The sequence below is a fragment of the Glutamicibacter sp. NPDC087831 genome, assembly GCF_044742845.1.
Taxonomy (GTDB): domain Bacteria; phylum Actinomycetota; class Actinomycetes; order Actinomycetales; family Micrococcaceae; genus Glutamicibacter.
Genome location: NZ_JBIUVH010000002.1, coordinates 452,423 through 475,397 on the forward strand (window position 1 = coordinate 452,423; position 22,975 = coordinate 475,397).

The 22,975-nt window shown below is 62.9% G+C and carries 18 protein-coding genes and 1 pseudogene; 12 read left to right on the plus strand and 7 right to left on the minus strand.

Annotated elements, in window-relative coordinates; genetic code table 11:
• Positions 1-4 precede the first annotated feature (4 nt).
• Positions 5-1,366, plus strand: coding sequence for an MFS transporter (locus ACIOJF_RS08585; protein WP_402741484.1), 1,362 nt, complete (start codon positions 5-7; stop codon positions 1,364-1,366).
• Positions 1,367-1,624: 258 nt separating this feature from the next.
• On the opposite strand, the gene ACIOJF_RS08590 is transcribed toward ACIOJF_RS08585, so the two are convergent.
• Positions 1,625-2,644, minus strand: a complete 1,020-nt coding sequence (locus ACIOJF_RS08590) for a dihydrodipicolinate synthase family protein (RefSeq protein ID WP_402741485.1) — start codon at positions 2,642-2,644, stop codon at positions 1,625-1,627.
• A gap of 40 nt (positions 2,645-2,684) precedes the next feature.
• A complete protein-coding gene (locus ACIOJF_RS08595) occupies positions 2,685-3,698 on the minus strand; it encodes an ornithine cyclodeaminase family protein (protein ID WP_402741486.1) in 1,014 nt (337 codons plus the stop codon).
• Between the two features lie 171 nt (positions 3,699-3,869).
• Between ACIOJF_RS08595 and ACIOJF_RS08600 the strand changes: the two genes are divergently transcribed.
• The 9 genes from ACIOJF_RS08600 (at position 3,870) to ACIOJF_RS08640 (ending at position 14,199) form a co-directional block, all read left to right on the plus strand.
• Positions 3,870-5,246 (plus strand): aldehyde dehydrogenase family protein, encoded by a 1,377-nt coding sequence (locus ACIOJF_RS08600; protein WP_402741487.1) that lies wholly within the window; start codon positions 3,870-3,872, stop codon positions 5,244-5,246.
• A 101-nt stretch (positions 5,247-5,347) separates the two neighbouring features.
• Positions 5,348-6,853: a bifunctional 3-(3-hydroxy-phenyl)propionate/3-hydroxycinnamic acid hydroxylase gene (locus tag ACIOJF_RS08605; RefSeq protein ID WP_105658734.1), complete on the plus strand. Its 1,506-nt coding sequence runs from the start codon at positions 5,348-5,350 to the stop codon at positions 6,851-6,853.
• Between the two features lie 57 nt (positions 6,854-6,910).
• Positions 6,911-7,849, plus strand: a complete 939-nt coding sequence (locus tag ACIOJF_RS08610) for a VOC family protein (RefSeq protein WP_105658735.1) — start codon at positions 6,911-6,913, stop codon at positions 7,847-7,849.
• 29 nt (positions 7,850-7,878) lie between these two features.
• Complete coding sequence (locus ACIOJF_RS08615) at positions 7,879-8,910, plus strand: fumarylacetoacetate hydrolase family protein (RefSeq protein WP_402741488.1); 1,032 nt, start codon at positions 7,879-7,881, stop codon at positions 8,908-8,910.
• Positions 8,907-9,737 (plus strand): ABC transporter substrate-binding protein, encoded by an 831-nt coding sequence (locus ACIOJF_RS08620; protein WP_402741489.1) that lies wholly within the window; start codon positions 8,907-8,909, stop codon positions 9,735-9,737. Before ACIOJF_RS08615 ends, ACIOJF_RS08620 begins: the two co-directional genes overlap by 4 nt.
• 83 nt (positions 9,738-9,820) lie before the next feature.
• The gene (locus ACIOJF_RS08625) at positions 9,821-10,837 is read left to right on the plus strand and encodes a fumarylacetoacetate hydrolase family protein (RefSeq protein WP_402741490.1); all 1,017 of its coding nucleotides are present in this window, start codon (positions 9,821-9,823) and stop codon (positions 10,835-10,837) included.
• Positions 10,837-11,445 carry a cupin domain-containing protein gene (locus ACIOJF_RS08630; RefSeq protein ID WP_105658739.1) on the plus strand — a complete coding sequence of 203 codons (609 nt, stop codon included), beginning with the start codon at positions 10,837-10,839 and terminating at the stop codon, positions 11,443-11,445. Before ACIOJF_RS08625 ends, ACIOJF_RS08630 begins: the two co-directional genes overlap by 1 nt.
• On the plus strand, positions 11,442-13,412 hold the full coding sequence (locus ACIOJF_RS08635; RefSeq protein ID WP_105658740.1) for an acetoacetate--CoA ligase: 1,971 nt from the start codon (positions 11,442-11,444) through the stop codon (positions 13,410-13,412). Before ACIOJF_RS08630 ends, ACIOJF_RS08635 begins: the two co-directional genes overlap by 4 nt.
• A 607-nt stretch (positions 13,413-14,019) precedes the next feature.
• Positions 14,020-14,199 carry a MarR family transcriptional regulator gene (locus ACIOJF_RS08640; protein WP_402741642.1) on the plus strand — a complete coding sequence of 60 codons (180 nt, stop codon included), beginning with the start codon at positions 14,020-14,022 and terminating at the stop codon, positions 14,197-14,199.
• Here ACIOJF_RS08640 and ACIOJF_RS08645 read toward each other — a convergent pair.
• A pseudogene (locus ACIOJF_RS08645) lies at positions 14,169-14,567 on the minus strand (transposase); the annotation flags it as partial. The gene ACIOJF_RS08640 and the pseudogene ACIOJF_RS08645 overlap by 31 nt on opposite strands.
• Positions 14,568-14,979: 412 nt before the next feature.
• Here ACIOJF_RS08645 and ACIOJF_RS08650 point away from each other — a divergent pair.
• Positions 14,980-16,041 (plus strand): IS110 family transposase, encoded by a 1,062-nt coding sequence (locus ACIOJF_RS08650; protein ID WP_402741491.1) that lies wholly within the window; start codon positions 14,980-14,982, stop codon positions 16,039-16,041.
• 219 nt (positions 16,042-16,260) lie between these two features.
• Here ACIOJF_RS08650 and ACIOJF_RS08655 read toward each other — a convergent pair whose 3' ends face one another.
• From ACIOJF_RS08655 to ACIOJF_RS08670, 4 genes are read right to left on the minus strand one after another with little or no spacing between them, the layout of a single operon-like run.
• Positions 16,261-18,066: an ABC transporter permease subunit gene (locus tag ACIOJF_RS08655; protein ID WP_402741492.1), complete on the minus strand. Its 1,806-nt coding sequence runs from the start codon at positions 18,064-18,066 to the stop codon at positions 16,261-16,263.
• Positions 18,066-19,601 (minus strand): ABC transporter substrate-binding protein, encoded by a 1,536-nt coding sequence (locus tag ACIOJF_RS08660; RefSeq protein ID WP_402741493.1) that lies wholly within the window; start codon positions 19,599-19,601, stop codon positions 18,066-18,068. The genes ACIOJF_RS08655 and ACIOJF_RS08660 overlap by 1 nt, the downstream gene beginning before the upstream one ends.
• Positions 19,602-19,658: 57 nt before the next feature.
• Complete coding sequence (locus ACIOJF_RS08665; RefSeq protein WP_402741494.1) at positions 19,659-20,333, minus strand: ATP-binding cassette domain-containing protein; 675 nt, start codon at positions 20,331-20,333, stop codon at positions 19,659-19,661.
• Positions 20,330-21,034: an ATP-binding cassette domain-containing protein gene (locus ACIOJF_RS08670; RefSeq protein WP_105658745.1), complete on the minus strand. Its 705-nt coding sequence runs from the start codon at positions 21,032-21,034 to the stop codon at positions 20,330-20,332. Before ACIOJF_RS08670 ends, ACIOJF_RS08665 begins: the two co-directional genes overlap by 4 nt.
• 196 nt (positions 21,035-21,230) lie before the next feature.
• Between ACIOJF_RS08670 and ACIOJF_RS08675 the strand changes: the two genes are divergently transcribed.
• Complete coding sequence (locus ACIOJF_RS08675; protein ID WP_402741495.1) at positions 21,231-22,793, plus strand: FAD-dependent oxidoreductase; 1,563 nt, start codon at positions 21,231-21,233, stop codon at positions 22,791-22,793.
• Positions 22,794-22,975 lie beyond the last annotated feature (182 nt).

Here is a 22,975-nt window from a genome sequence, read left to right on the forward strand (position 1 = left end):
AGGCATGAATCACGACACTGAAAATGTTGTGCCTGCTGCGCATGCACCCCGTGAGCGTCTGACTGGGCGCCACTGGCTCTACTTCACGATGATTACGCTGGTGCTGTTGACTGACGGCATGGACGTGACGATAGTCAGCCACGTTTTCCCCACGCTCATCAAAGATTGGGGAGTTTCGGTGGGCGGCGGCATCGCCTTCGTCGTCGCCGTGGGATTCCTCGCGATGGGGTTGGGCGCCATTATTTCCGGTGCCTTATCAGTGAGGTGGGGACGCAAGACTATTCTCATCCTCAGTGTCGTTATTTTCGGCTCTGCCACCGCGCTGGGAGGTACGTCCGCAGATTTTACGCAATTTGTCATCTGGCGTCTTCTTGGCTGTGTAGGAATGGGTGCCGCGATGGCCTCCGGCAACACCTTGCTGGCGGATCTGGTTCCGGCACGTAGTCGGGCCGCCCTGCTCGCAGCGGCCTATGCCGGTGTTGGACTGGGAACCACCGTTGGCGCCACCCTCGCAGGCTTCCTGCTGCCCACCGTAGGATGGCGGGCGCTGCTGATAGTTGGCGGCGTGATTCCCCTGGTGATTATCGTTGTACTGGCCTTCGTAGTACCCGAGTCACCGGCGCGCCGTGCGGCGAAGCTGGCTGGGACTATACCGGTGAAAGTGCTAGCAAAAGATCGGGTCTCGGTCCGCATTGCGCTGGGGAAGAAGTTTGTGACCACCACTTTGCTGCTGTGGATCTTTGGCTTCTTTTCGTTGGGCACTCAGCTGCTCATTGCACAGTATCTGCCTACACTGTTGCAGTTGCCGGTTCCTGGTTTGGACACGGTGCAAAGCAGCACCATTGTGGGCCTCTATGGGTTCACCAGCGTGCTGGGAAGTATCGTGCTGGGGTTGCTCCTGGCACGCGGCTCCCGATTCACGGTGATTGGTGGTGCTTTGTGTCTGGCCGCGGTAATGGCGCTGGTGGTTTCTGTGGTTCGTGAACCAAGTTTTGGTTCGTTGCTAGTCATTCTCGGTATTACCGGATTTATTTTGCCCAGTGCTTTCGGGCCAACTCGTGGAGTTCTTGCGGCCATGAGCTTCCCGGAGAGCGCGCGTGGCTTGGGCATGGGAGTCACTGAATTCGGTGGCCGTCTCGGCTCCGCGACAGGCGGGGTAGTTGGAGGAACACTGATCGCCACCGGTATGGGCTTGTCTGGTATCTTTTTGGTGCTGTTATTGCCCATCGGGGTCCTGCTTGGCGCGTTGGCTGGATTGCGTCAGCAGTCCCGGCACTTCCAAGCAGCGGAAGAAGCATTTGATGGTTCGAACGCTGCCAAACCAGGACCGAAAAGAAAAACACCATTGCAAAGCGTGGGGGACTGACCCACTGATCAATGGCGCATAGTCCGAGCGAGCTTTGAGGCTCTCGTTGCGGCGAAATATCTTCACGATACTTCGCTGCAACGGGAGTCTTTTTGCGCGCATGGCTACGCGCATCAGGCATAGCAAAAACGGTGTTCCGGCCTGAGCCATGTGTTGCTGCCACGCACTGAAAGCCCCCTGGGGAAGTATGCAATCCAAAGAGCTGGTTTGCGTTTCCTCAGGGGGCTTATGAACCCTCGTGCTGCAGTGCGCTGGCTGTTAGGCGGAGACGCGTCCGCGCATGAATTCTTCATCCGGTGAGTCGGTGACCGGAAGGCCGGAAGCTTCCAGGCTTGCGCGTAGCTGCTTCATGAAGCGGTCAGGAAGCTTGGCTGCAGGTGGACGCAGTGCACCGCCATTGAAGCCCGAAAGCCATTCCTGGTACTTCCACTGGGTGCGGTTGATCATATTGGTACCCGGGGTGGAGGTCGCGGAAACTGCGCCGTTTGCCGCGCGAGCTGGCTGGACCTTCCAGTACAGTTCCATGGCTTCTTCCCACTTGCCGGTCCGGGCCAGCTCGAACGCGTGTGGGTAGTAGTCACCCATCCAGTTGGTATTCGCAGTACCGGAGAACTGCATGTCCAAGACGGACATCAGCGGAATGATTTCGGCTTCGATGGGGCAGGAGATGACGACCTCGTCACGGAAGTGGTGGTACATCTCCATGACTCCAGGAATGCCTGGGTAACCCTGTTCTGCCTTGATCGCCACGATGCTTGGCATCGCGTCCAGTATGCGGCGTACAAACTCAACGCTCATGCCAGCCGGGTGGATGCGTTCAAATCCCCATGCTGGCAGTGGGAAGAGCATGGCTGCCATGTTCGTTTCATCGGTGAACTTCTTGGTGTAGTCGAACACCTGATCATAATTTGTTGGCCAGAAGGACGCTGGGTAGGCAAGCAGCGTGCGGTCTGCGCCCGCGGCTTCGGCCAGATTTGCGGCGTGAATGTTCTCTTCCAAGGTGCCGAAGATCGCGTGGAAGAACAACGCGAAGTCCGGACCGGCCGCTTCGCGGGCAATCGCGGTGATCCGTGCGTTTTCTTCTGGAGTCACATTCGCTTCGGCCACAATCAGCGAACCGGCGTAACCGCGTTCCTTGAGCAGCAGGATGTCATGGCGAATTGCGTTTTCATTGATTGCAGAAAAATCTGGCGTGAAAGAAGGATGGGTTACCGCGACGGTGCCGGTGAAATTCTCGCGGGCCCAGGAACGAGCTTCGGACTTGGTGTAATCCACCATGAGGTACTCCTTATTTGTGGGTTGGTGTGTTAAAAGTTAGTTATTTACGGCTTGTGACGATGCCGACGGGCATGACCGTTCCTACACCCTCTGCGCGTGCTCGGTTCAACAGCATCTCAGCGACAACAATGTCCTGCAGGCCAGAGCCCGTGGACTTGTAAATCCTGATCCCCGTCTCGGTGTCGATCTGGTTCTCAGCACTCAGCGCAGCTTGCAATGGCAGCACTACGGCGTCTACATCGATTCCGGCCGCGCGCGCGGCGATCATGTCGCCGCTGTCATGGACTACCTCTTCATAGGTGTCCACGACGATGGTGCTTGCCCGGCCAATCAGTTCGACTGGTAGTTCACGTTGGGCCGGGGTAGTAGAGCCTATGGAGACAACCGAAGCGTTGGCGCCAACCCAGTCGGCTTGCACGGTGGGCGATTCATCGCGCGAGCGTGCGGCGCAGAGGATCAGGTCCGCGCCTTCGACAGCCTCGCGAGCCGAGTTGACAGCGTGTGCCGGAGCGTCAAAAACACCGTCGAAATCCTTCGCGAAAGCTTCGCGGTTGGCCACAGTGGGGCTGAACACGCGGATATCTGCGAACTTCATCAGGTGGGAGAAGGCGGTGAGGTGGGAGCGGGCCTCGAATCCCGAGCCGATAATGCCTACGCGCAATGCGCACTGCGGCACGATAGTGGAAACTCCAACAGCGGTGGTTGAGGCGGTGCGCAAACCGGTTACCCGGTTGCCGTCTATCAGTGCCACCAAGTCTGCGGTGTTCTTATCGAACAAGGAGATCAGGTAGCTGACGGTGAGCCCATCGGTGAAAGATCCGGCGATGGACTTAGCTCCAAAAACCTTGCCGCTGGCAGGGGCCGAAGGCATGATGCGCAACCACTCTTGCGGGGACTGCGCAAAAATTCGTCCCGGGGTTCGCAGCTCGTCATTGTCGGTGCTGTAGGCCTCGCGAATTGCCTCAATAGCACTGGGCCAATCCGAGAGGTGAGCGACATCAGCGTCGGTCAAAAACAGCGGAAGGTCCTGCGGCAGATTTCCTTCTGCACTCACGGGCGTTCACTCCTTTGAAAGTCTGGAACACGACGAAGCATGCTCAATCGTGTGCACCACATCACATGGCGCTAGGGTAGATACTATCCGATACGAATCGTATCTCATATACTCGGAGCAACAGGTTTTCGAAAATGACGAAAACTTACCCCAGCAAAGGAATTGAAAACCATGGCAATCTCAACAGTGAATCCAACCACCGGCGTCACCGAACAAGTCTTTGAAGCCCACTCCACCGAAGAAGTGGAGCGCCGCATCGCCAATGTCGACGAAGCAGCCAAAATCCTGCGTGGAACCAGCTACGCGCAGCGGGCCGAATGGATGAAAGCAACCGCCCGGCTCCTGGAAGCTGAAGCCGAAGAGCTGGGAAGGCTGATCACTCTGGAGATGGGCAAGCCCATCGCGCAATCGCTCGCCGAAGTGCGCAAGTCCGCGGCGTCCATGCATTTTTATGCCGAGAATGCCGAAAAATTCTTGGCTGATGCTCCTTTGGAAGACCCGTCGGTTGTTGGCGCTTCAAAAGCGTGGACTACTTATCAGCCGTTAGGCGCCGTGCTTGCTGTGATGCCGTGGAACTACCCCATTTGGCAGGTCATACGCTTCGCGGCTCCTGCGCTGATGGCGGGCAATACTGGTCTGCTCAAGCATGCCTCGAATGTGCCACAGTCGGCAATCTACCTGGACACTCTCTTTGAACGAGGGGGCTTCCCTGCGGGGTCATTCCGCACACTGCTCATCGGTGGCGGCGCGGTCGCCCCGGTTATCGCGGATCCGCGGGTTAAGGCCGTGACCCTGACCGGTTCCGAACCTGCAGGGCGTTCGGTGGCTTCGATTGCTGCGGATCATGTGAAGAAGTCTTTGCTCGAACTGGGTGGCTCGGATCCGTTTGTTGTCATGGATTCGGCCAACGTTCCTGCTGCGGCGGCTACTGCAGTGAGGGCGCGGATTAGCAATAACGGCCAATCCTGCATCGCAGGGAAGCGTTTTATTGTGCATACCGATGTTTATGACGAATTTGCTGCCGAATTTGCCCGGCTGATGGGCCAGCTCGTGGTGGGCGACCCAATGGATCCGGCGACGCAAGTTGGGCCACTGGCCACCGCCGATGGACGCGATGAATTGGCAGGTCTCGTGGATGATGCGGTGGCCTTGGGTGCGCAGGTGCTGGTCGGGGGCTCTGCCCCGCAGGGTGAAGGATATTTCTACCTGCCTACGGTAATTGCCGGGCTGACTGACGACATGCGGCTGGTCCAGGAGGAAGCCTTTGGTCCGGTTGCCTCGCTATACCGGGTCCGGGATCGGGAAGAGGCACTGCAGGTTGCCAACCAGACCGCCTTTGGCCTCTCGAGTGCGCTGTGGACCAATGATGCCGCCGAAGAGCAGTGGTTCCTGGAGCGGCTCGAGGCAGGAGCGGTGTTCATCAACGGGATGACGGTCTCAAATCAAGAGCTGCCATTCGGTGGCATTAAGCGCTCGGGCTTTGGCCGCGAGCTCGCCGCCGAAGGAATTCGCGAATTCTGCAACCTCAAAACGGTATGGAAGGCCTAGATAGGAGCTTCGTGGCGTCCTGCCGGCCTAGCCACTTGTGTGCGGTCGTGACCGGTGTTACATTTATTCGAAACGATACGTACTGAACTTGAAGGAGCAGGATGGCAAAGATCGTTGAAGTTGACGTGGTGGTGGTTGGCGGTGGACCGGTGGGCGTTACTGCCCTGGCCTTGCTGGGCCGCGCCGGCCTTAGTGCCGTCGGAGTAGAGCGCGAGATTCAGGCGTGGCCGACGGCACGCGCCGTGCACTTTGATGGAGAGATCTTCCGTACTCTTCAATCCTTGGGAGTGGCAGAGCGCTTCGCCAAGGCCACATTGCCGATGGCCTCGATGCATATCGAGAACGAGGCGGGCGAAGTTCTGATTGCCGTGCCAACCGGCCAGCTCGGGGCGCAGGGATGGCACGACGATTTGACCTTCCACCAGCCTGAGATCGAATGCTTGTTGCATGAGGTCGTAGAGGAGCTGCCAAGCGTTGAGCTGCGCCGCGGCATGACGGTGCTTTCAGTGCGCAATGTTGGCGAAGGCGTCGAAGTTGCGGTGCAGAACGCGGACGGCGAAGAATCCTTGATCCGGGCCCGTTGGGCCATCGCAGCTGATGGGGCCCGCTCGCAGAGCCGCAAAGCGCTGAACATCGAAACCGAAAAAATCGGCGAAGATGCGCAGTGGCTGGTCGCCGATGGGATCCTTGAAGACAGCCCCGGATTGTCCTCGGACATGATCTTCTTGGGCCACCATAGCCGCCCTGCGCTGTGGATACGGCTCCCCGGCAAACGTGTGCGCATGGAGTTCATGCTCATGCCGGGGGATGACCCCGAGGAAATTACTACTCCGGCGGGCCTCGAGCGCCTCAGCCGCGGCGTGCTGCCGGCAGGTAAATTCACTGCAGACCGCCTGGCGACCTACACATTCCGCGGACGCATTTCCCAGCGGTGGCGTGCCGGCAACATTTTCCTGGCCGGCGACGCAGCCCACCAGGCTCCGCCGCTCTTCGGGCAGGGCCTGTGTGCCGGAATGCGCGACGTCGCCAATCTGGTCTGGAAGCTGGACGCAGTCAAGCGCGGCGCTGCCGATGACAGCCTGCTTGACACCTACGAGTCAGAACGCTTGCCGCACGCACGGTTCTGGGTGGAGCAGGCTGCCAATGCCGCGGGCTTCCTGCAGACCACCGATGCCGAAGTCGCCAAGCAGCGCGATGCCTTCATCCGCGCAAATCCCGCGGCCTCGGCACCCGTCGCACCCCCGCTGGGACCGGGCCTGCACGAGGGGGAAATCGACAGCCGCGCCGGACATCTGGCCACGCAGCCGATCCTCGCCGACGGGGTGCGCCTGGATGACATGGTCGGTTCCCGCTTCCTGGTGGCAACAACCCCAGAGATCTACTCCGCCGTGCCGGCTGTGCTGCGCAGCCAGCTCGAGGACAACGATTTTGTTGTCGTCTTGTTCGATTCTGCCAAGGTCGGCCGGATTCTTGAGGCCGCCAGCGCCGAGGTCGTGGTGGTCCGTCCGGACCGCTACATCCTGGGCCTCGGGGATACCCCCGAAGCACTCGAACGCATCGCTGCCAGCATCCCGAAGGTCGGCCACGACGTGCCGGCGAACCTCTAGCCCAAAAATTCTCAAGACACACCTCCGCCCAGGCGGAAAGAATTACAGGAGAACATCATGGCCTTCAGTCCAATCACACACCTGCGCCACTTCGATATCGCGGTGCCCGATTACAAAAAACAGGTTGACTTCTACAAGAACCACTGGGGATTGACCGAGATGCAGGACGACGGCGGAGTCACGTACTTTGCCGCCGAGGGGTCCCCGGAACAATACTCGGTCCGCGTGCGCGAGGCCGAAGAAAAGCGTCTTGACATGGTCGCGTTCGGCGCTGCGGACAATGCCGCGGTGGACCAGCTTGCCTCTGACCTCATTGCCAAAGGGGTCAAGCTCATCGGCGAACCCGATGACCTCAAAACGCTTGGCGGGGGATACGGCTTCCGCTTCTTCGACCTGGAAGGACGAACCATCGAGGTCTCCTCGGATGTCGAGGTGCGCAAGCACCGCAAGATCGAGGAACGCGAAGCCATCCCGGTGCGCCTATCCCACGTGGTGCTCAACTCGCCGGAACCGGAGAAGATGCTCGCTTGGTATGAGCAGCACTTGGGCTTCCGGCTCTCGGACACGCTGAACCACCCGCACATGGGGGATCTGTTCTACTTCTTGCGATGCAACTCGCAGCACCACTCCATTGCCATTGCCCGCGGCCCGCACGCCTCGCTGCAGCACGCGTCCTTCGAACTGCGCGGGATCGACGAGTACATGCGCGGTAGCGGCAAGCTGCTGCGTTCGGGATTCAAGAAGATCTGGGGTCCGGGACGGCACAGCGCCGGGGACAACACCTTCACCTACTTCCATGATCCCAACGGCAACACCATGGAATTCACCACCGAACTTGATTCGATCGATGAGGACACCTGGCACCCGAGCATTTACGACACTTCTGATCCGATGACCTCGGACCAGTGGGGCACCGGCGGGGACATGGATGAATTCATTGCCAAGGAAATGTTCAACGACAAGGACAAGGGTCTTTTCGTCCCGCCACCGGTATAGGCAAGAACATCATGGAACATGGGGGACTCATGAGGGAAACTCGCATCAGCGGATTTAAGCTGGGCACCTTCGAAGATGGCACGGAGCAATTTCCCGGGGCCGTCTTTGGGGACCGGGTCGTGGACCTGCGCAGCGTGCTGCCGGGCATCACCCGGATCGGGGATCTTTTCGCCCAGTGGGATTCCCACCTGGATGCGCTCGAGCAGCTTGACACGGCCGCCGCCGGCGGCCGTGCGCTCAAGGGCCTGAAGGTGCACCCACCGGTGCAGCCGGTGGGCACCATTATCGCCGCCGGGGCCAACTATCGTGAGCACGTCATTCAGATGAGCGTTGCCCACAAGCTGGGGAAAGAAGGTGCCGACGAGAATCAATTGGCGGCCGACGCCGCGGCCGAAATCGATGAACGCGGCCGTACAGGTGATCCATATGTCTGGACCGGGATACCCTCGGCTGTCTGCGGCGCCTATGACGACGTGCAATTGCCCGATGTCGGCGGCAACGTCGACTGGGAGCTGGAGCTAGGTGTGGTCATCGGCCGCAAGACGCACCGGGTTGCGGCAGCAGATGCCATGGATTACGTCGCCGGGTACACCATCGTCAACGATGTCACCTCGCGCGCTCTCGTGCCGCGCACCGACATCGCGATGATGGGTACCGACTGGTTCCGGTCGAAGAACCGGCCGACATTCTTCCCCACTGGTCCCTATGTGGTGCCGAAGCGGTATGTGCCGGACCCGGCAAAGCTGCGAATCCAGTTGAGCCTCAATGGCACGCTGATGCAAGATGCCCTGGCCGATGACCTGCTCTTCGACATCCCGAGCCTGATCGCCTACGCATCCTCGGTTGCAGTACTGCAGCCCGGGGATGTGCTGATCACCGGTTCGCCTGCGGGCAACGGATCGCACTGGGGCCGATTCCTGCGCGATGGAGATGTGATGGAAGCGGAGATCACCAGTCTCGGCACCCAGCGCTCGACGGTCCGCGGCCCTTCCGGGCAGCTGCCTCCCTGGTACGCAGACCGTCCGGCCGCGGTTGCCGCAGCCGGTGGGGCCGCCTGGTGATACTGCGCCAAAGCCACTTCGTACCGCCGGTACCCTATCTGCTGGCGGCCGAGCTGGGATTCCTGGAAAAGATTGAGGTGCAGTCCACCCGGACCATCTCCAGCGCGGAGCAGCTCGCCGGGCTGCTGGACGGCACCATCGATGTGGCCATCACCGCCATGGACAACTTGTTCGAATGGGACCGGGCCGGTGCCGACGTGCGTCTCATTGCTCAAGTCGAGGCGACCACCCCGCTGGGCATCTATGCGCGTGACGAGATGGCAACTATGGCGGATCTGGCTGGATGCAGGTTCGCCGTGGACGCCCCGGATAACGGTTTTGCCCTGCTTGCACGGCATCTGCTGGGCGGCGCAGGAATCGACGTGGATTATGTGGTGATCGGCGGGGTACGCGAACGATTTGAAGCACTGCTGGCTAAAGAAATCGACGCGAGTCTGCTCGGTCCGCCATTCGACAAGCTTGCTGAGCAAGCCGGTATGAGTTGTGTGTCGGAGGTGAACGAACTTCTGCCGCAGCTGCCGGGCCAAGGTCTGGTGGTGCGTACTGAGTTATTGGGATCCGAGGAGCTCACCGGATACTTGGGTGCGCTGGCACGCGGTGCCGCGGCCGGTGAATCGATGGACGCGCAAGCCGGCGTAGCGCTCCTTGAGCGTCATGGCTATCAGGCCGCCGCGGCAACTGCATGGGCTGCGCGGGCGAGGAGATTAACGGTGGATCCCATAGGCCGGGAGCTGCTTACGCAGATTCGCCGTGGACTGGGAATGCTCTCAGGCCGCAAGCCGCTGGCGGAATTGTGCGAAACCGGGCCGCTGCTGCGGGCCAGCTGATCCATGAGTTTTTGAAGCATTGCATTTCCCTAAGCACAATGCGATACTGTACGTATCGAATCTATTACTAATCAGGAGAAACCATGAAATTTGGACGCATTGCAGTAGACACCCCCGATGGCGAACAGATTCGCCTGGTTGCCGCCGAGCCGGACTCAGGCCGAGTTATCGACCTGGCAAGGGCCTATGCACTGACCTTGCAGCGCAAAGGTGCCGAACCAGAGCGCGCCCGAGCACTTGCTCTGGCGGTGCTTTCCGGAAGCCTGGCCGCGGGAATCGGGGGAGGTTCCATCTTCCTTGACGCAGCACACGACGCCTTGGCTGCAGCCGATGATGCTTCTTTTGCCATTGATGAAGTCTCTTGGCGCGCGGCCGTTGACTCCCCGGTCATCCGTGACGGGCTGACCTTTGAGAAGCACATCCAGAACTTCCACCGGATTGTTGCCAAGTCGCAGCCGGCACGCTCGATCTATGACCGCCCGGGCTTCTTCAAGGGCACCACTGCAATGTCCTACGGACATAACCAGGAACTGCCCTACCCGGATTTCACCGAACAGTTGGACTGGGAACTGGAGATTGGCTATGTCGTGGGAAAGTCCGGCAGCAACCTGACGCCGGATAACGCGATGGACCATCTCTTCGGCATCACCGTCTTCAACGACTTCAGCGCCCGCGACATCCAGGGCGCGGAAATGCCCATCGGCATGGGCCCGCAGAAGTGCAAGGACTTCGGCTACGGCATCGGTCCATGGGTCACCACAATGGACGAAATCAAATCCATTGAAGGCCTCAAAGGCCAGGTCCGGGTCAACGGCAAGGTACTTTCCGAGACCAAGGTGGAGGACTTCGTCTACACCCCAGCAGAACTTCTTGCTTATGTTTCAATCTCGGACCGCCTGCAGCCAGGGGACCTCATCGGTTCCGGCACCATGGGATTCGGCGCGGGCGTTGAAATCGGCACGTTCCTGCAGCCGGGCGACGTCATTGAGCTCGAGCTAGAGGGCGTTGGCACGCTGCGAACCCCAATCTCGGCCGAACGCGAAAAGGCCCCTTGGTGGCCAGAACCACGCCAGTACCCGCACGAAAACTGGGTCGCGTAATGTCCCGCCCACCAGTTCGCCGGGTAGTTACCGGACACAATGACCAAGGTCTCGCCGTCATCCTGTCGGACGCAGACGCACCGCACCATTTCTCCTCGGACACGATTCCAGGCTTTGGAGCCACTGTTCCGTGGATGACCAAGGCCGGTATCATCGACCACGTCAGCGACACTGACATGGCCGGTGCCGACACCGAGATTCCAAGTTTCCCGGCTCCGGGAGAGACGATTATGCGGATCGCAGATTTTCCGCCAGATTCTGTGTACCCCAAGGATGCCAACTCGGCGATTTTTGACGAGCTGGATGGTCACGAAGAAGCCGATGCGGGTGCCGAACGCAGCGGGGGAAAGCACTTCTGGTTCCACCGCACCGAATCCTTGGATTACGCGGTAGTTCTGGAAGGAGAAATCACTCTCCTGGTTGACGAGGGGGAGGCCACGATGCGGGCCGGAGACGTCGCAATCCAGCGCGCTACCAGCCACGCCTGGTCCAACCGCACGCAGCAAACGGCCCGGGTCCTTTTTGTCCTCATCGGAACCGAACCGCAATCCGCTGCGCAGATCGCCGAGCAGCGACAGGCTGCCGCCCGATCCATGGAGAGCGCATGATCACCGACGCCCGTGCCGCAGACGGCGAAGTGATCTGGCAACCGGCGCCTGAAGACGCTGTGCAGACCGCAGTGGGCCGCTTCGCGGCCTTCGTCGGCGAGCAAGGTATCAACACCGGTACCAGCTACGACGAACTGTGGGCGTGGTCGGTGGATGAGCCCGAACGGTTCTGGGAACTTTTCGCCCAGTTTGCCGGTGTCGAGTTCGGCGGAGTTGCAGGGCCTGTGCGCACTAGCGATCCGATGCCGCACACGCGCTGGTTCCCTGGACGCACGCTGAACTTCGCCCGGCACCTGCTGGAACGCCACGAGGGCCTCGCGCTGATTGGCATCAGCGAAGACGGAACCCGGCAGGAGGTCACCTTCGAGCAGTTGCGGCACGAGGTAGCCGCGCTGGCCGCGCACCTTCGCTCCCGCGGCGTGGGCCGCGGGGACCGGGTCGTGGCAATCCTGCCGAACGTCACGGAGGCCGTGACCGGACTGCTCGCTGCTGCCTCGCTCGGTGCCGTGTGGTCTGTCTGCGCACCGGAATTCGGGCCAGGCGCGATCGTTTCCCGGTTCGCCCAGCTTGATCCCAAGGTCCTCATCGCGGCGCCGGGCTACATGCTCGGCGGCAAGGATCGGGATCGCCGCGCGGAACTGGAGGAAATCCTTGCCCAGCTGCCCACCGTAGAGCACGTGATCTGGGTGGACCGCCATACCTCTGTGCCGACCGTTCCCACTCAGGCCCCCGCCGTGCACTGGGCGCAGGCGGTGTCAACGCCGGCGGAACTTGTTTTCGAAGACGTCGAGTTCAGCCACCCGCTGTGGGTCCTGTTCTCCTCCGGGACCACAGGCATCCCCAAGGGTATCCTGCACGGGCACGGAGGGGCGCTGCTTGAGGAAATGAAGATGCTCCTCATCCACTCGGACCTGCGTCCCGGGGACCGCTATTTGAACGTGGCCTCGACCAGCTGGGTGCTGTGGAATGCCATCGTCTCCGCTCTGGGTGTCGGGGCAACGGCGGTGCTGGTCGACGGAAACCCGACTTTCCCGTCGCTCGATCGGGTGTGGCAGATCACCGCCTCCGAACGGGTTGCCGTGCTCGGCGTAGGCGCAGGATTCGTCCACTCCTGCGCGAAGACCGAGCTGGTGCCGATGCGCGAGCACGACCTGCGCGCGCTGAAATCCCTGCAGGTTACCGGTTCACCGCTCTCGGCCGACGGGTATCGCTGGGTCTACTCTCATGTGGGTGATATCTGGCTGGCCTCCATGAGCGGAGGCACCGACATCGCCTCCATCTTTGTTGGAGGATCCCCGACACTTCCGGTGCACGTTGGCTACATCCAGGCTCCGGCTCTCGGGGTGCGTGTGGAGTCCTGGGACGAAGCGGGCAACCCGACCACAGGTAAGGGCGAGCTGGTAGTGACCGCGCCAATGCCTTCGATGCCGCTGAGCTTCTGGGGTGATGACGGCAGCCGCTACCATGAGAGCTACTTCGGGATTTATCCAGGAATGTGGCGCCATGGGGACTTCATCGAATTCACCAAACGCGGGATCCTGATCCACGGACGTTCGGACTCGACGTTGAACCGCAATGGGCTGCGTCTCGGTTCGGCGGACATCTACGCGGTGGTTGAAGCTCTGCCAGAAGTCGCCGAGGCCTTGGTGGTTGGAGCCGAGTTGGGCACCGATTACTACATGCCATTGTTCGTCCAGCTGGCCGAGGGGACCACACCGGAGGCCGGCCACGAGGCGATTACCAAATCTATCCGCGAGCATCTTTCAGTGCGCTACCTGCCCGACGAGATTGTCTTCATGCCGGGAATTCCGCATACGCGCACCGGGAAGAAGCTCGAGGTGCCGGTCAAGCGGCTTGTGCAAGGAGCACATCTGGAAATGGTTGCGGATCTCGGCGCAGTGGACGATCCTGAGTTGTTGCGGCAATACGCCCGCTTTGCTCAGGAGAGACAGGCGGCCATGTCCTAGCCTGTGCCAGAGCATGACGCCGACACCGCTGAGTACAACCAAGGCGCAAGTTGCTGGTGAACCACGTTTTGGTTCACCAGCAACTTGCGCCTTTTCGTGTCAACTTCAAGGGTTTCCTGATGGCAGGAGCATCCGAGGGCTGCGGACTCCGAAGTGATGCCACGCGAACGATTGCACCAATGGTCTCCACACATCGTGTCGGCTGCGGGGAGACCATTGCGCGCCCGGTACAGCCTGTGGATCGTGGAACTTTAAATGCGGGATACGGCGCTCGCCGCAGGCCTGGACCGAGTGACTTTTTCGGAAGTGCGTGCCAGCTCCGTTAGAAGGTATGTACACCAATGTTGAACTTCCTTGGGAAGCATGACCATGCCAAGACTTTGCATGATTCACTGGAGCAAACTATTAATGCGGGATCAGCACGACGATTGGAGCTGAATGAAATGCTCGTCATTGACTTAGCGATGCTCAAAACGCGGCAATACGAGGCCTGACCCAGAGAGAAATCTCGGCATTGCTGGAAGCCGGCCACCTGCATGACCTGTCTCGGACCATCAACCGGACTCTTCCGTCCCTAGCTGTGTTTGAACCGCTCCCTGCCTCGGCAATGCCGGCGATCCTGAGCATCCACAGCGACGCTGGTATGACGCTGACAGCCTTGGCAGCACAATTGGGTATGCGCCAAAGCAACACCAGCGCTGTGGTGGGTGGCCTGGTGGAACGTGGACTGGTTCGGGGGTGCCCCTATGTTCTGAGTCAAGCAATTTTCAGCTCCGGAATGTCATAGAGCGACCCGTCCCGGATCATGGCAAACAAGACCGTGAGGCGTCGGTGCGCCAACGTGATCAACGCTTGGTTGCGGCATTTTCCCTGGGCTCGTTTCCGGTCATAGTATTCTCGGCTTATCGGATCAAAGCGGATGGAGGCGAACGCCGAGAGGAAGAGCACTCGCTTGAGCCGCTTGTTACCTGAATGGCTGACGCGCTCGGACTTGATTGAAGTTCCCGACTGCCTCGTGGTTGGCGCTAGTCCAGCGTAGGAGGCCAGTGCCGCGGTGCTGGCGAAGTTTTTGCCGGAGGTCTCGGCGATGATAATCGCGGCGGTCCTGACAACGACCCCTGGCATAGATGTCAGGACAGGGTAAAGAGGGCGGGCCCACATCAAGCTGTTCTCCCCATGGCGTTTCAACATTGATGCCGCCGCCCGCCGGCTGCTGGAAACCCCAAGTGAAGGATACGCCGCAGCCGGTGAGCCTGGGATTACCCACCGGAATACTGCACGGCAACAGCGAAATGGCCGTCCACTAGGCCAGCTTGGCGATGGGGCGATAGTCCCGGAAAATTCTATGGAGCCTGGGGCAGCGCGGAATATGAACTGCTCCCCAAAAGTTGGACTGTAAAAGTCAACAACCTTTGTACCTGTCCGGCCCACTGCGGTAGCTTCATTAGAAGATTGTCCACCCTCGCGGGTGTGACCCCTCACAGTTCTGTTCCGTCGTGATTCCTACCCGGACTGGCACCGGCCAATGACGGCCACCAATCATGTCCATCACAAAAGGAAAAGCACGGTGACCGCTTTGTCTATCGTCTCTCATTGCCACCCATTTGTCGTAGGTGTCGACACCCACGCACGAAACCACGTCTACGCAATCCTTGATTCCAGCATCGGCGCATTGCTGGATACGCAATCGTTCCCCACCACCGCAACCGGCATCAACCGCGCCATCAAATGGGTTGCCCGTCGAACCAACGCCGATGCCGACACTCTCTGGGTTATCGAGGGCGCAGCGACCTACGGGGCGATCCTCACAGGCATCGTGGCTGCTCATGGATTCTCCATCGCAGAGGCACCGCGCATGGATGCGAAGAAGAATCGCGGCGTCGGAAGATCAGACGCCTTGGACTCCCACCGGATGGCCATGGCCGTGCTGCCGTTGACGGTGGAAAATTTGCGCCGTCCCCGCCTGAATGAAGGGATCCGCCAGGGTCTACGGATTCTAGTGACCGCTCGCGAATCCATGTCCAAGGGCCGCACCCGTTCGATCAACGCTTTGAATGCCTTGGCGCGAAGCAACGACCTCGGAATCGATGCACGCAGGAAGCTCACTGCGGTGCAGATCGAGGAGATCTCCCGGTGGCGTGAGCGCGAGGAAGAACTGGCGTTGAATATCGCCCGGTCCGAAGCGGCCCGTCTGGCCAAGCATATTCAGGATCTGGATGGGCAACTGAAGTCCAACAAACAGAAGCTTGACGAGTTGGTCAAGGTCAGCGAGACCGCACCCTTGCTCAAGGAAAAGGGATTCCGGGCAGTGGCTGCGGCGAAATGCCTCGTGGCATGGTCACACGGAGGACGGGTCCATAGCGACGCTGACTTCGCCTGCTTGGCCAGTGTAAACCCCATCCACGCATCATCAGGGAACACTGTGCGGCATCGGCTAAACCGAGGCGGCGATAGGAGGCTCAACAGCACCCTGCACATGGCTGCGATGACCAGAATGACCTATGACTCAGAGACCTGCGACTACGTCGAGAAACGTCGGCCCGAGGGCAAAACCGACAAGGAGATCCGACGGTGCGTCAAGCGTTATCTGGCCCGCAGAGTGTTCAGAATCCTGACGGTCTCGGCTTAGGAAAGAAGGGTTCAAGAAACGGCTTGACAAGATATAGAAGAGTCACGAATCGACGTCAGGAACGACTGAAGGGCATGGCGCCGATGGAATATCGATGCCATACCCTTGCAGCCTGAAGCAGGCCTATTATTTAGCTAGTCCAACTTTCGGAACTCAGTTCAATATCCCGCGTTGCCCCAGGCTCCATTTCTTCTCTTCAAGGCCGGGTTAGGCCCGCTTTCAGCTCACCGGCACCGGAGTGTTCCCGGCCGCCGAATCCTGCTGCGCTGCCGCGCCTCGGGTGCCGGTACGCTGCGGCGCCGGGATTCCGGCGAGCGCCACCGCGCACACGGAAGTGAGCACCAGCGCGGTGGCCGGGGCGATGGCAGTCCACGGAGCCCGCTCGACATAGCCGATGCCTTCGGCCAGCAGCAGGCCCCACTCCGGGGTGGGCGGCTGCGCGCCGAGCCCGAGGAAGCCGAGGGCGGCCAAGGCCAGTGCCACCCCGGGCAGCCGCAGCATCCCGTGCCTCAGCAGGGCCGGAAGCACCGCGGGCAGCAGATGCTGGACCCAGATCCGGCCGCGCGGCACCCCGGAGAGCGGAAGCCAGCGGATATGCGGCATGGCCCGGGCTTCGTCCAGCAGCGAGGCAGCATGCGTGGCCAGCGGAGGCCAGCTGACCCAGAGCACGGCCAGCGCCGCACCGCCCACCGACGGGCCCAGCAGGGCCGCGATGACCACCCCGGCCAGAATCGGCGGAGTCGCGTTGGCAATTACCGCCGGCCCGCGCGAGATCTCGCCTGCTGCCGCTAGCAGCAGGCCGATCAGGATTGCGCAGGCCACGATCACCAGCGCCGGGCCTACCGTGCCCAAGGTTCCGTGGGCCACGCGGGCCAGCAGATCCCGTCCGCTGGAATCGGCGCCGAATGGCAAACCGGCCCCCGGGGCTTGCAGCCTCTGGAAGGCAAGGGTGTAGGGGTCGCGCGGCAGTCCGAAAGCCAGGATGGCCAGCAGCGCGGTGCAGGTGATCGCCGCAGTCCAGCGCTGGATCCTGCCGTTGCCGCGCGCCTCGGGCGGGGCTGGCAGCGATCCTGCGGGCAGGGCGCCGCCGCGCAGCGCGCGCCGGGCCGCTGCGGTGAGCATTCCGATCAGCAGCGCCGATCCCGCCATCAGCAGCAGCCCGGCCTGCAAGGCGGGAATATCCTGCGCATTGGCCGCCCCGAGCAGATAGCGGCCAAGTCCGGGCACCGCGAAGACCTGCTCTACGGCCACGGCGCCGCCGAGCAAGCCGATGAACACCAGGCCGAGCTGGTCGATGACTGCCGCGGCGGCCCGGCGCAGCACCCCGGAGAGGATGGCCGGCGCCGGAGCTCCGGCCAGGTGCCAGATCCCGGCCCAGCGTTCGGCGGCCACCGAGGCGATGGCGTCGGCCAGCAGCCGGCCGAGTAATCCGCCGGCCGGGATGCCCAGGGCCAGCGCGGGCAGGATCGCGGTGTCCAGCCCGGTCCACCCGTAGGGCGGAAGCCATTGCAGCTGCACCGCCACCAGTACCAGCAGCAAGCTGGCCAGCAGGAATTCGGGCAAGGCGGTCAGCGCCACGCCCAGCGGCCCGGAACCTAAATGCTGCCGGTTGCGCAGCACGCGCAGCGCGGCGGGCAGCACCAGGGCGAAGGCCACGGCGAGCGCGATGATGGTGGCGAAGGCGGTGAGCGTGGCGGAGACCGACAGGGCCCGCCAGGCGCCGGGAGCGATTTCTGCCCCGCTGACCCAGGAGCTGCCCAGATCCCCGTGCAGCACCCCGGACCACCAGTGCAGGCTGGTGGCCAGCGGGCCCTGGTCCAGGCCCAGCTGCGCGCGCACGGAGGCCAACGCCTGCTCGGTGGGTTCCAGTTCGGCATAGCGTGCGCGCAGCACCGCGGCGGCCGGGTCCGTGCGCGAAAGCCAGGGCAGCGCGCCGGCTACCAGCAGCAGGGCCAGCGCGCTGAGCAGGCAGGATGCGAAGGACGGCCAGGAGAGGCGCCGCGCCTTCAGGGCGAACCAGTTCATCAGCGTTGCGGCTCCTGCTCGCTGTCCAGGCGGGTCTGCGCAGTGATCAGCTCGCGTTCGCGCGGATCCTGCGCGGCATCGCGCACGGCGGGGCCCTCGCCTTGGATCACGCGTTCGTGCAGCAGCGCGATGGCCGCGTCGGTGCCCAGGATCCGGGCTTCGGCCAGCATGATCTGCTGCTGGCGCTGTTCCCCGGCTTCGGTTTCCGAGGCCCGGGCGATGGCCTGGTCCACGTCCTTGTCGCAGAGCTGGGCGATGGCGAAGCCGCCTTCGCAGGTGAAGTCGGAGGCGAAGTACGCGACCGGGTCCCCGGAATCCAGCACGGTGGCGCGCGAGAGGATGAAGGCATCGAAGGCGCCGTCCAGTGCGTCGGCCTCGATGTACTGGTATTCGCGCACATCCTGCTTCACGATGAATCCGGCCGCTTCCAGCTGCTGCTCCAGGATCACCGCGACTTCTGGCAGTTCGGCGCGGTCGGTGAAGGTGCCCAGGGTGATTTCCACGTCCTTGACCTTGGCTGGTTCGGCACGCTGGGCCAGCAGCTGCCGGTATTCTCCAGAATCGCGCAGCCCGGCGGCGTAGGGCAGGGCCGGGCCGAGCAGGCCCTCGGCTATATCGGCGCGGTTCTCGTACACCGACTCCACGATGGCCGCCCGGTCGATGGCTTCGCGGGCCGCGGCGCGCACCGCCGGGTCGGCGAACGGGCCCTTCTCGGTGTTCAGGTACAGCGTGTTGGTGCGCGGCATCGGCACTTCGGTGAGCAGCTCCTGGTCCACCGTGGCGGCCTGCCCGGCGGGGATGGCCTCGATGACATCTGCTTCCGAGGTGCGCAGCGCGGCGGCGCGGGCGGTGCCATCGGGCACGAACTTCACGTCGATGCCCGAGGCTGCGGCCTTTTCGCCCCAGTAGCCCTCGTACCGGTCCAGGGTGGCCCCGGAAATCCCGTCTACGTCCACGATCTGGAAGGGGCCGGTGCCGTGGCCGGCCGGATCCACCCCGTTGGCGGTGTAGGCTTCGGCGGCGAAGATGGCCAGCTGCGGGCTGGAGAGCCGCTGGGGCAGCAGCGGGTCGGGGTCCGCGGTGGTGATCCGCAGTCCGTGCTCCCCGCGCACCGCGACCTTCAATGCGGTTCCGTTCAGGATGCGCGGCACCGGGGTCGAGTCGATGGCCCGCTGCAAGGAGTTCGCCACCGTTTGGGCGGTCAGCGGCTGGCCGTTGTGGAAGCTGACGCCTTCGCGGATCTCGAAGTCCCAGGCTAGCTCGCCGCTGCGTTCCCAGCTGGTAGCCAATGCCGGCTGGGCGTCCCCGGACGCGTCGAGATTGACCAGGGTTTCGGCGGTGGACCAGCGCGAGAGCTTGAACGCGTCGTCGCTGAGCGGGCTGAGCCCGGAGCGGGGCGGCTGCATGTGGGCTACGGAGATGCGGTCGGTGCTTCCGGCCTGCTCGGCGGCCGCGGAGAAGCAGCCGCTGAGGGCAAGTGCCCCGGCCAGCGGGATGGTGAGCAAAGCCAGGGTCTTGGGGCGGGGTCGATTCATGGGTGCGAGGTCCTTGGGGATGGGTGATCGGTGATGGGTGATCAGCTGGTGGGCGGGTTATCGGGACGGTGGGCGGATGGCGATGGAGCGCGAGCATTGCGCGGCCAGCTGCGGGTCATGGGTGATCAGCAGCAAGGCAATGCCCGAGTTGGCGGCGGTGGAGAGCAGCTGGCCGGCGACTGCCTGGGCGGTGTCCGGATCCAGGGCGCTGGTCGGCTCGTCCGCCACCAGCACCGAGGGGTTCACTGCCACGGCGCGGGCCAGCGCGGCCCGCTGCAACTGTCCTCCGGAGAGCTGGTGCGGGCGCCGATCCAGCAGTGCCGTGTCGAATTGCGCCAGCTCGGCAGCCCGGTCGATGCCCGTTCCGGGGCCGGCTGGGGGAGCCAGCCGGTGGATGGCCTGCTGCAGCGAGGTGCGGATGCTCCAGCGCGGCACGAAGGCGGCGGCAGGATCCTGGGGCACGCCCTGGACCAGCCGGCGGCGTGCTGGCGCGTGGCTGCGCTTCGGTGCGCTCCAGTGCTGGCCCAGCACGCGGATTTCTCCGGAGTCCGGCAGTTCCAGGCCCAGCACGATGTCGGCAAGGGTGGATTTTCCGGCGCCGGATGGCCCGGTGACGGCCACCGATTCGCCCGGGGCCAGCGTGAAGCCAAGGGGCTCCAGGACCAGGCGGCGGGCTGCGCCGTGCCCGCGCAGTGCGCTGAGCGCGGATACTTCCAAGGCGGGGATGCTCAAGCCGGTACCCGTTCCAGCCGGGGCGCGCTGGTGCTGGCGATCTTCCCGGAGTCCAGGACCAGGTGCCGGGTGGCCAGCGCCTGGGCAACTGCCGCGTCGTGGGTGACCAGCACCAGGGCCTGCTGCTGGCCCAGCAGGGTGCCCAGCAGTTCCAGGATGAGGTCCCGGGCGGTGTGGTCCAGGGCGCTGGTCGGTTCATCGGCAAGGATCACCGGGGCCTGGCTGAGCACGGCCAGGGCTATGGCGGCGCGCTGTGCTTGCCCTCCGGAGAGTTCTGCGGGACGTCGTGCGAGCAGCTGCGGATCGCCCAGCCCGGCGTCTTGCAGGATGCCGCGGACTTGCTGCGCGCTGGCGCCGGTGGCCTTGCGCAGTTGCCGTCCCAGCGGCAGCAGCGGATGCAGGGCGTCCTGGCCGCGCTGCGGGATGTAGCCGATGCGCGTTGATCCGGGAGTGCGGGTTCCGGTGAATTCCAGTCCGGGTGCCCAGTTCCCGGTGATCATCGACAGCAGCAGCGACTTGCCAGCACCCGAGGGGCCGGTGATGACCACGCGCTCGCCGGGAAGAAGCATGAACTCCTCGACGTCGAGCAGCGGGCTGGCGGCGCCGGGCAGTCCCAGGCGCGCGTTACGCAGGCACAAGGCCGGGCTGGGCGGCAGTGGGGCGCGGGGCTGGCGGGCGAGCCCGGGCTCTTCAAGAGTCATAATGAGAATCATTATCACTTAAGTTTCCTCGGCAGCGCAAATCAGCCTCCGGGATCGGCAAGGCGGCCGTGGCGGGCCGCGGCTGCTGGCCAAGCTGGGTGAATTCGCCTAATTTTTCGTGGCCGTACCGAACCTCGGCGCTTGTGCATACCGTGGAATCAGGGTGCGGCAGCAAACTGAGCAAGAGGAGAAAGCGATGATGGAGTCGTTATGGCAGGCGAAGCGTTCTTCCGGTGGCACCGGCCAATTCCAGCCGGGCGCAACCTATGACGCCATCGTCGTAGGCGCGGGGCTGACCGGGCTGGCCACCGCCGTGCTGCTGAGCCGGGCCGGATTGAGCGTCACGGTACTCGAAGCCAGGTTCGCCGGGGCCGGAACAACAGGAGCGAGCACCGCGAAGCTCAGCTTGCTGCAGGGCACGGTGCTCTCCGGGATCCGGGAGCATTGTTCCCAAGAGGTTGTGGACGCCTATGTCCAGGGGAATCTCGAAGGGCAGTCGTGGTTGTTGCGCTATCTGGAGGAGCGGGATGTCGCCGTGCAGCGGCGGGATGCCTACACGTACACCGAAGCCGAATCCGGACGTGCCAGTCTGGAGAAGGAAGCCGAGGCAGCCCGCAGCGCCGGGGTGGAGGCCAGCTGGTGCGGCCCGGACATCGGATTGCCGTTTCCCGTGGCCGCGGCGCTGGCCCTGCCTGGCCAGGCGCAATTCAACCCCATGGAAGTGCTCCAGGCCTTGGCCAGCGACCTGCGCTCGCGCGGGGGCAGAATCGTCGATGGCGTCAGGGTGCGTGATGCCAGCGCCGGCGCCCTGGCCACAGTGCATACCAGCCAAGGCGAGAACCGTGCCCAGCAGGTCATCCTGGCCACGGGTATCCCCATCCTGGATCGGGGACTGTATTTCGCCAAAGTCGAGCCATCGCGCTCCTACGTGGTCGCGTATCGAATTGATGCAGCCGCCGGTGCGCTGCCCCAGGGAATGTACCTGTCCATCGACCAGCCAGCACGTTCGCTGCGGACGGTTCCTCTCGACGGGCAGGAGCTGCTGCTGGTGGGCGGCAACGGCCATCCGGTGGGCCAGCAGCTCTCCGAGCTCGGCCAGCTCAAGGACCTGGATATCTGGACCAGAAGGCATTTCCCCGGGGCCGAACTCGCCGGCCAATGGTCGGCGCAGGACTACAGATCGGCCAATATGGTTCCGTTCGTTGGCCAATTGCCCCGCGGGGGAGGGAACATCCATGTGGCCACGGGCTACAACAAGTGGGGGATGGCCAATGCGATTGCCGCCGCCCTCCAGCTCAGCGCGAACATCCTCGGCGGAAATATCGCCTGGACGCAGGCGTTGTCGCAGCGCGCGACCACCCCGGCCGACCTGGTCGCCGGGGCGAAGATCAACTCCCGGGTTGCTGGAAAACTCGTAGAGGGATGGAAACGCTCGCTGCTTGGCGAAGCAGGCAAGGGCGCCGCGCAGGATGCAGGCGGCGTGTTTGGCGAGGAGCGGACTCCGCCCGCCGAGGGCCAAGGTCTGGTGCTGCGCGAGGGCCTGCGCCCGGTCGCCGTGTCCACAATGGTCGGGGCCACCTGCCGGGTGTCCGGGATCTGCACTCATCTAGGTGGCGTGCTGTCGTGGAATGACGCGGAGAAATCCTGGGATTGCCCGCTGCACGGGTCCAGGTTCAGTCCGGCCGGGGAAGTTTTGGAGGGGCCGGCGACGCAGGACCTCGCTGCTATCGACTCGGCAACTGGCACCGGCGGGGATTAGGAGACTGGGAAACACAGTTCAACGCCCGCGGGCCCGCCGAGTATTCATCGGCTGTGGCCAGGGAATGATTTCGGAAAGTGCAGGGATGATGATTCACTGGAATTTCAAGTACACCCGCCGTTCACATTGGACCCCAGGAGAAGTTTTGCGAACCACCGGACCTGCCCGGCCACCTCTGCCTC

Coding starts and splice junctions, on each gene's coding strand:
- ACIOJF_RS08585 (WP_402741484.1), top strand. CDS start 5: ATGAATCACGACACTGAAAATGTTGTGCCTGCTGCGCATGCACCCCGT.
- ACIOJF_RS08590 (WP_402741485.1), bottom strand. CDS start 2,644: ATGGTGGATTACACCAAGTCCGAAGCTCGTTCCTGGGCCCGCGAGAAT.
- ACIOJF_RS08600 (WP_402741487.1), top strand. CDS start 3,870: ATGGCAATCTCAACAGTGAATCCAACCACCGGCGTCACCGAACAAGTC.
- ACIOJF_RS08605 (WP_105658734.1), top strand. CDS start 5,348: ATGGCAAAGATCGTTGAAGTTGACGTGGTGGTGGTTGGCGGTGGACCG.
- ACIOJF_RS08610 (WP_105658735.1), top strand. CDS start 6,911: ATGGCCTTCAGTCCAATCACACACCTGCGCCACTTCGATATCGCGGTG.
- ACIOJF_RS08615 (WP_402741488.1), top strand. CDS start 7,879: ATGAGGGAAACTCGCATCAGCGGATTTAAGCTGGGCACCTTCGAAGAT.
- ACIOJF_RS08625 (WP_402741490.1), top strand. CDS start 9,821: ATGAAATTTGGACGCATTGCAGTAGACACCCCCGATGGCGAACAGATT.
- ACIOJF_RS08630 (WP_105658739.1), top strand. CDS start 10,837: ATGTCCCGCCCACCAGTTCGCCGGGTAGTTACCGGACACAATGACCAA.
- ACIOJF_RS08635 (WP_105658740.1), top strand. CDS start 11,442: ATGATCACCGACGCCCGTGCCGCAGACGGCGAAGTGATCTGGCAACCG.
- ACIOJF_RS08640 (WP_402741642.1), top strand. CDS start 14,020: ATGCCGGCGATCCTGAGCATCCACAGCGACGCTGGTATGACGCTGACA.
- ACIOJF_RS08655 (WP_402741492.1), bottom strand. CDS start 18,066: ATGAACTGGTTCGCCCTGAAGGCGCGGCGCCTCTCCTGGCCGTCCTTC.
- ACIOJF_RS08660 (WP_402741493.1), bottom strand. CDS start 19,601: ATGAATCGACCCCGCCCCAAGACCCTGGCTTTGCTCACCATCCCGCTG.
- ACIOJF_RS08670 (WP_105658745.1), bottom strand. CDS start 21,034: ATGACTCTTGAAGAGCCCGGGCTCGCCCGCCAGCCCCGCGCCCCACTG.
- ACIOJF_RS08675 (WP_402741495.1), top strand. CDS start 21,231: ATGATGGAGTCGTTATGGCAGGCGAAGCGTTCTTCCGGTGGCACCGGC.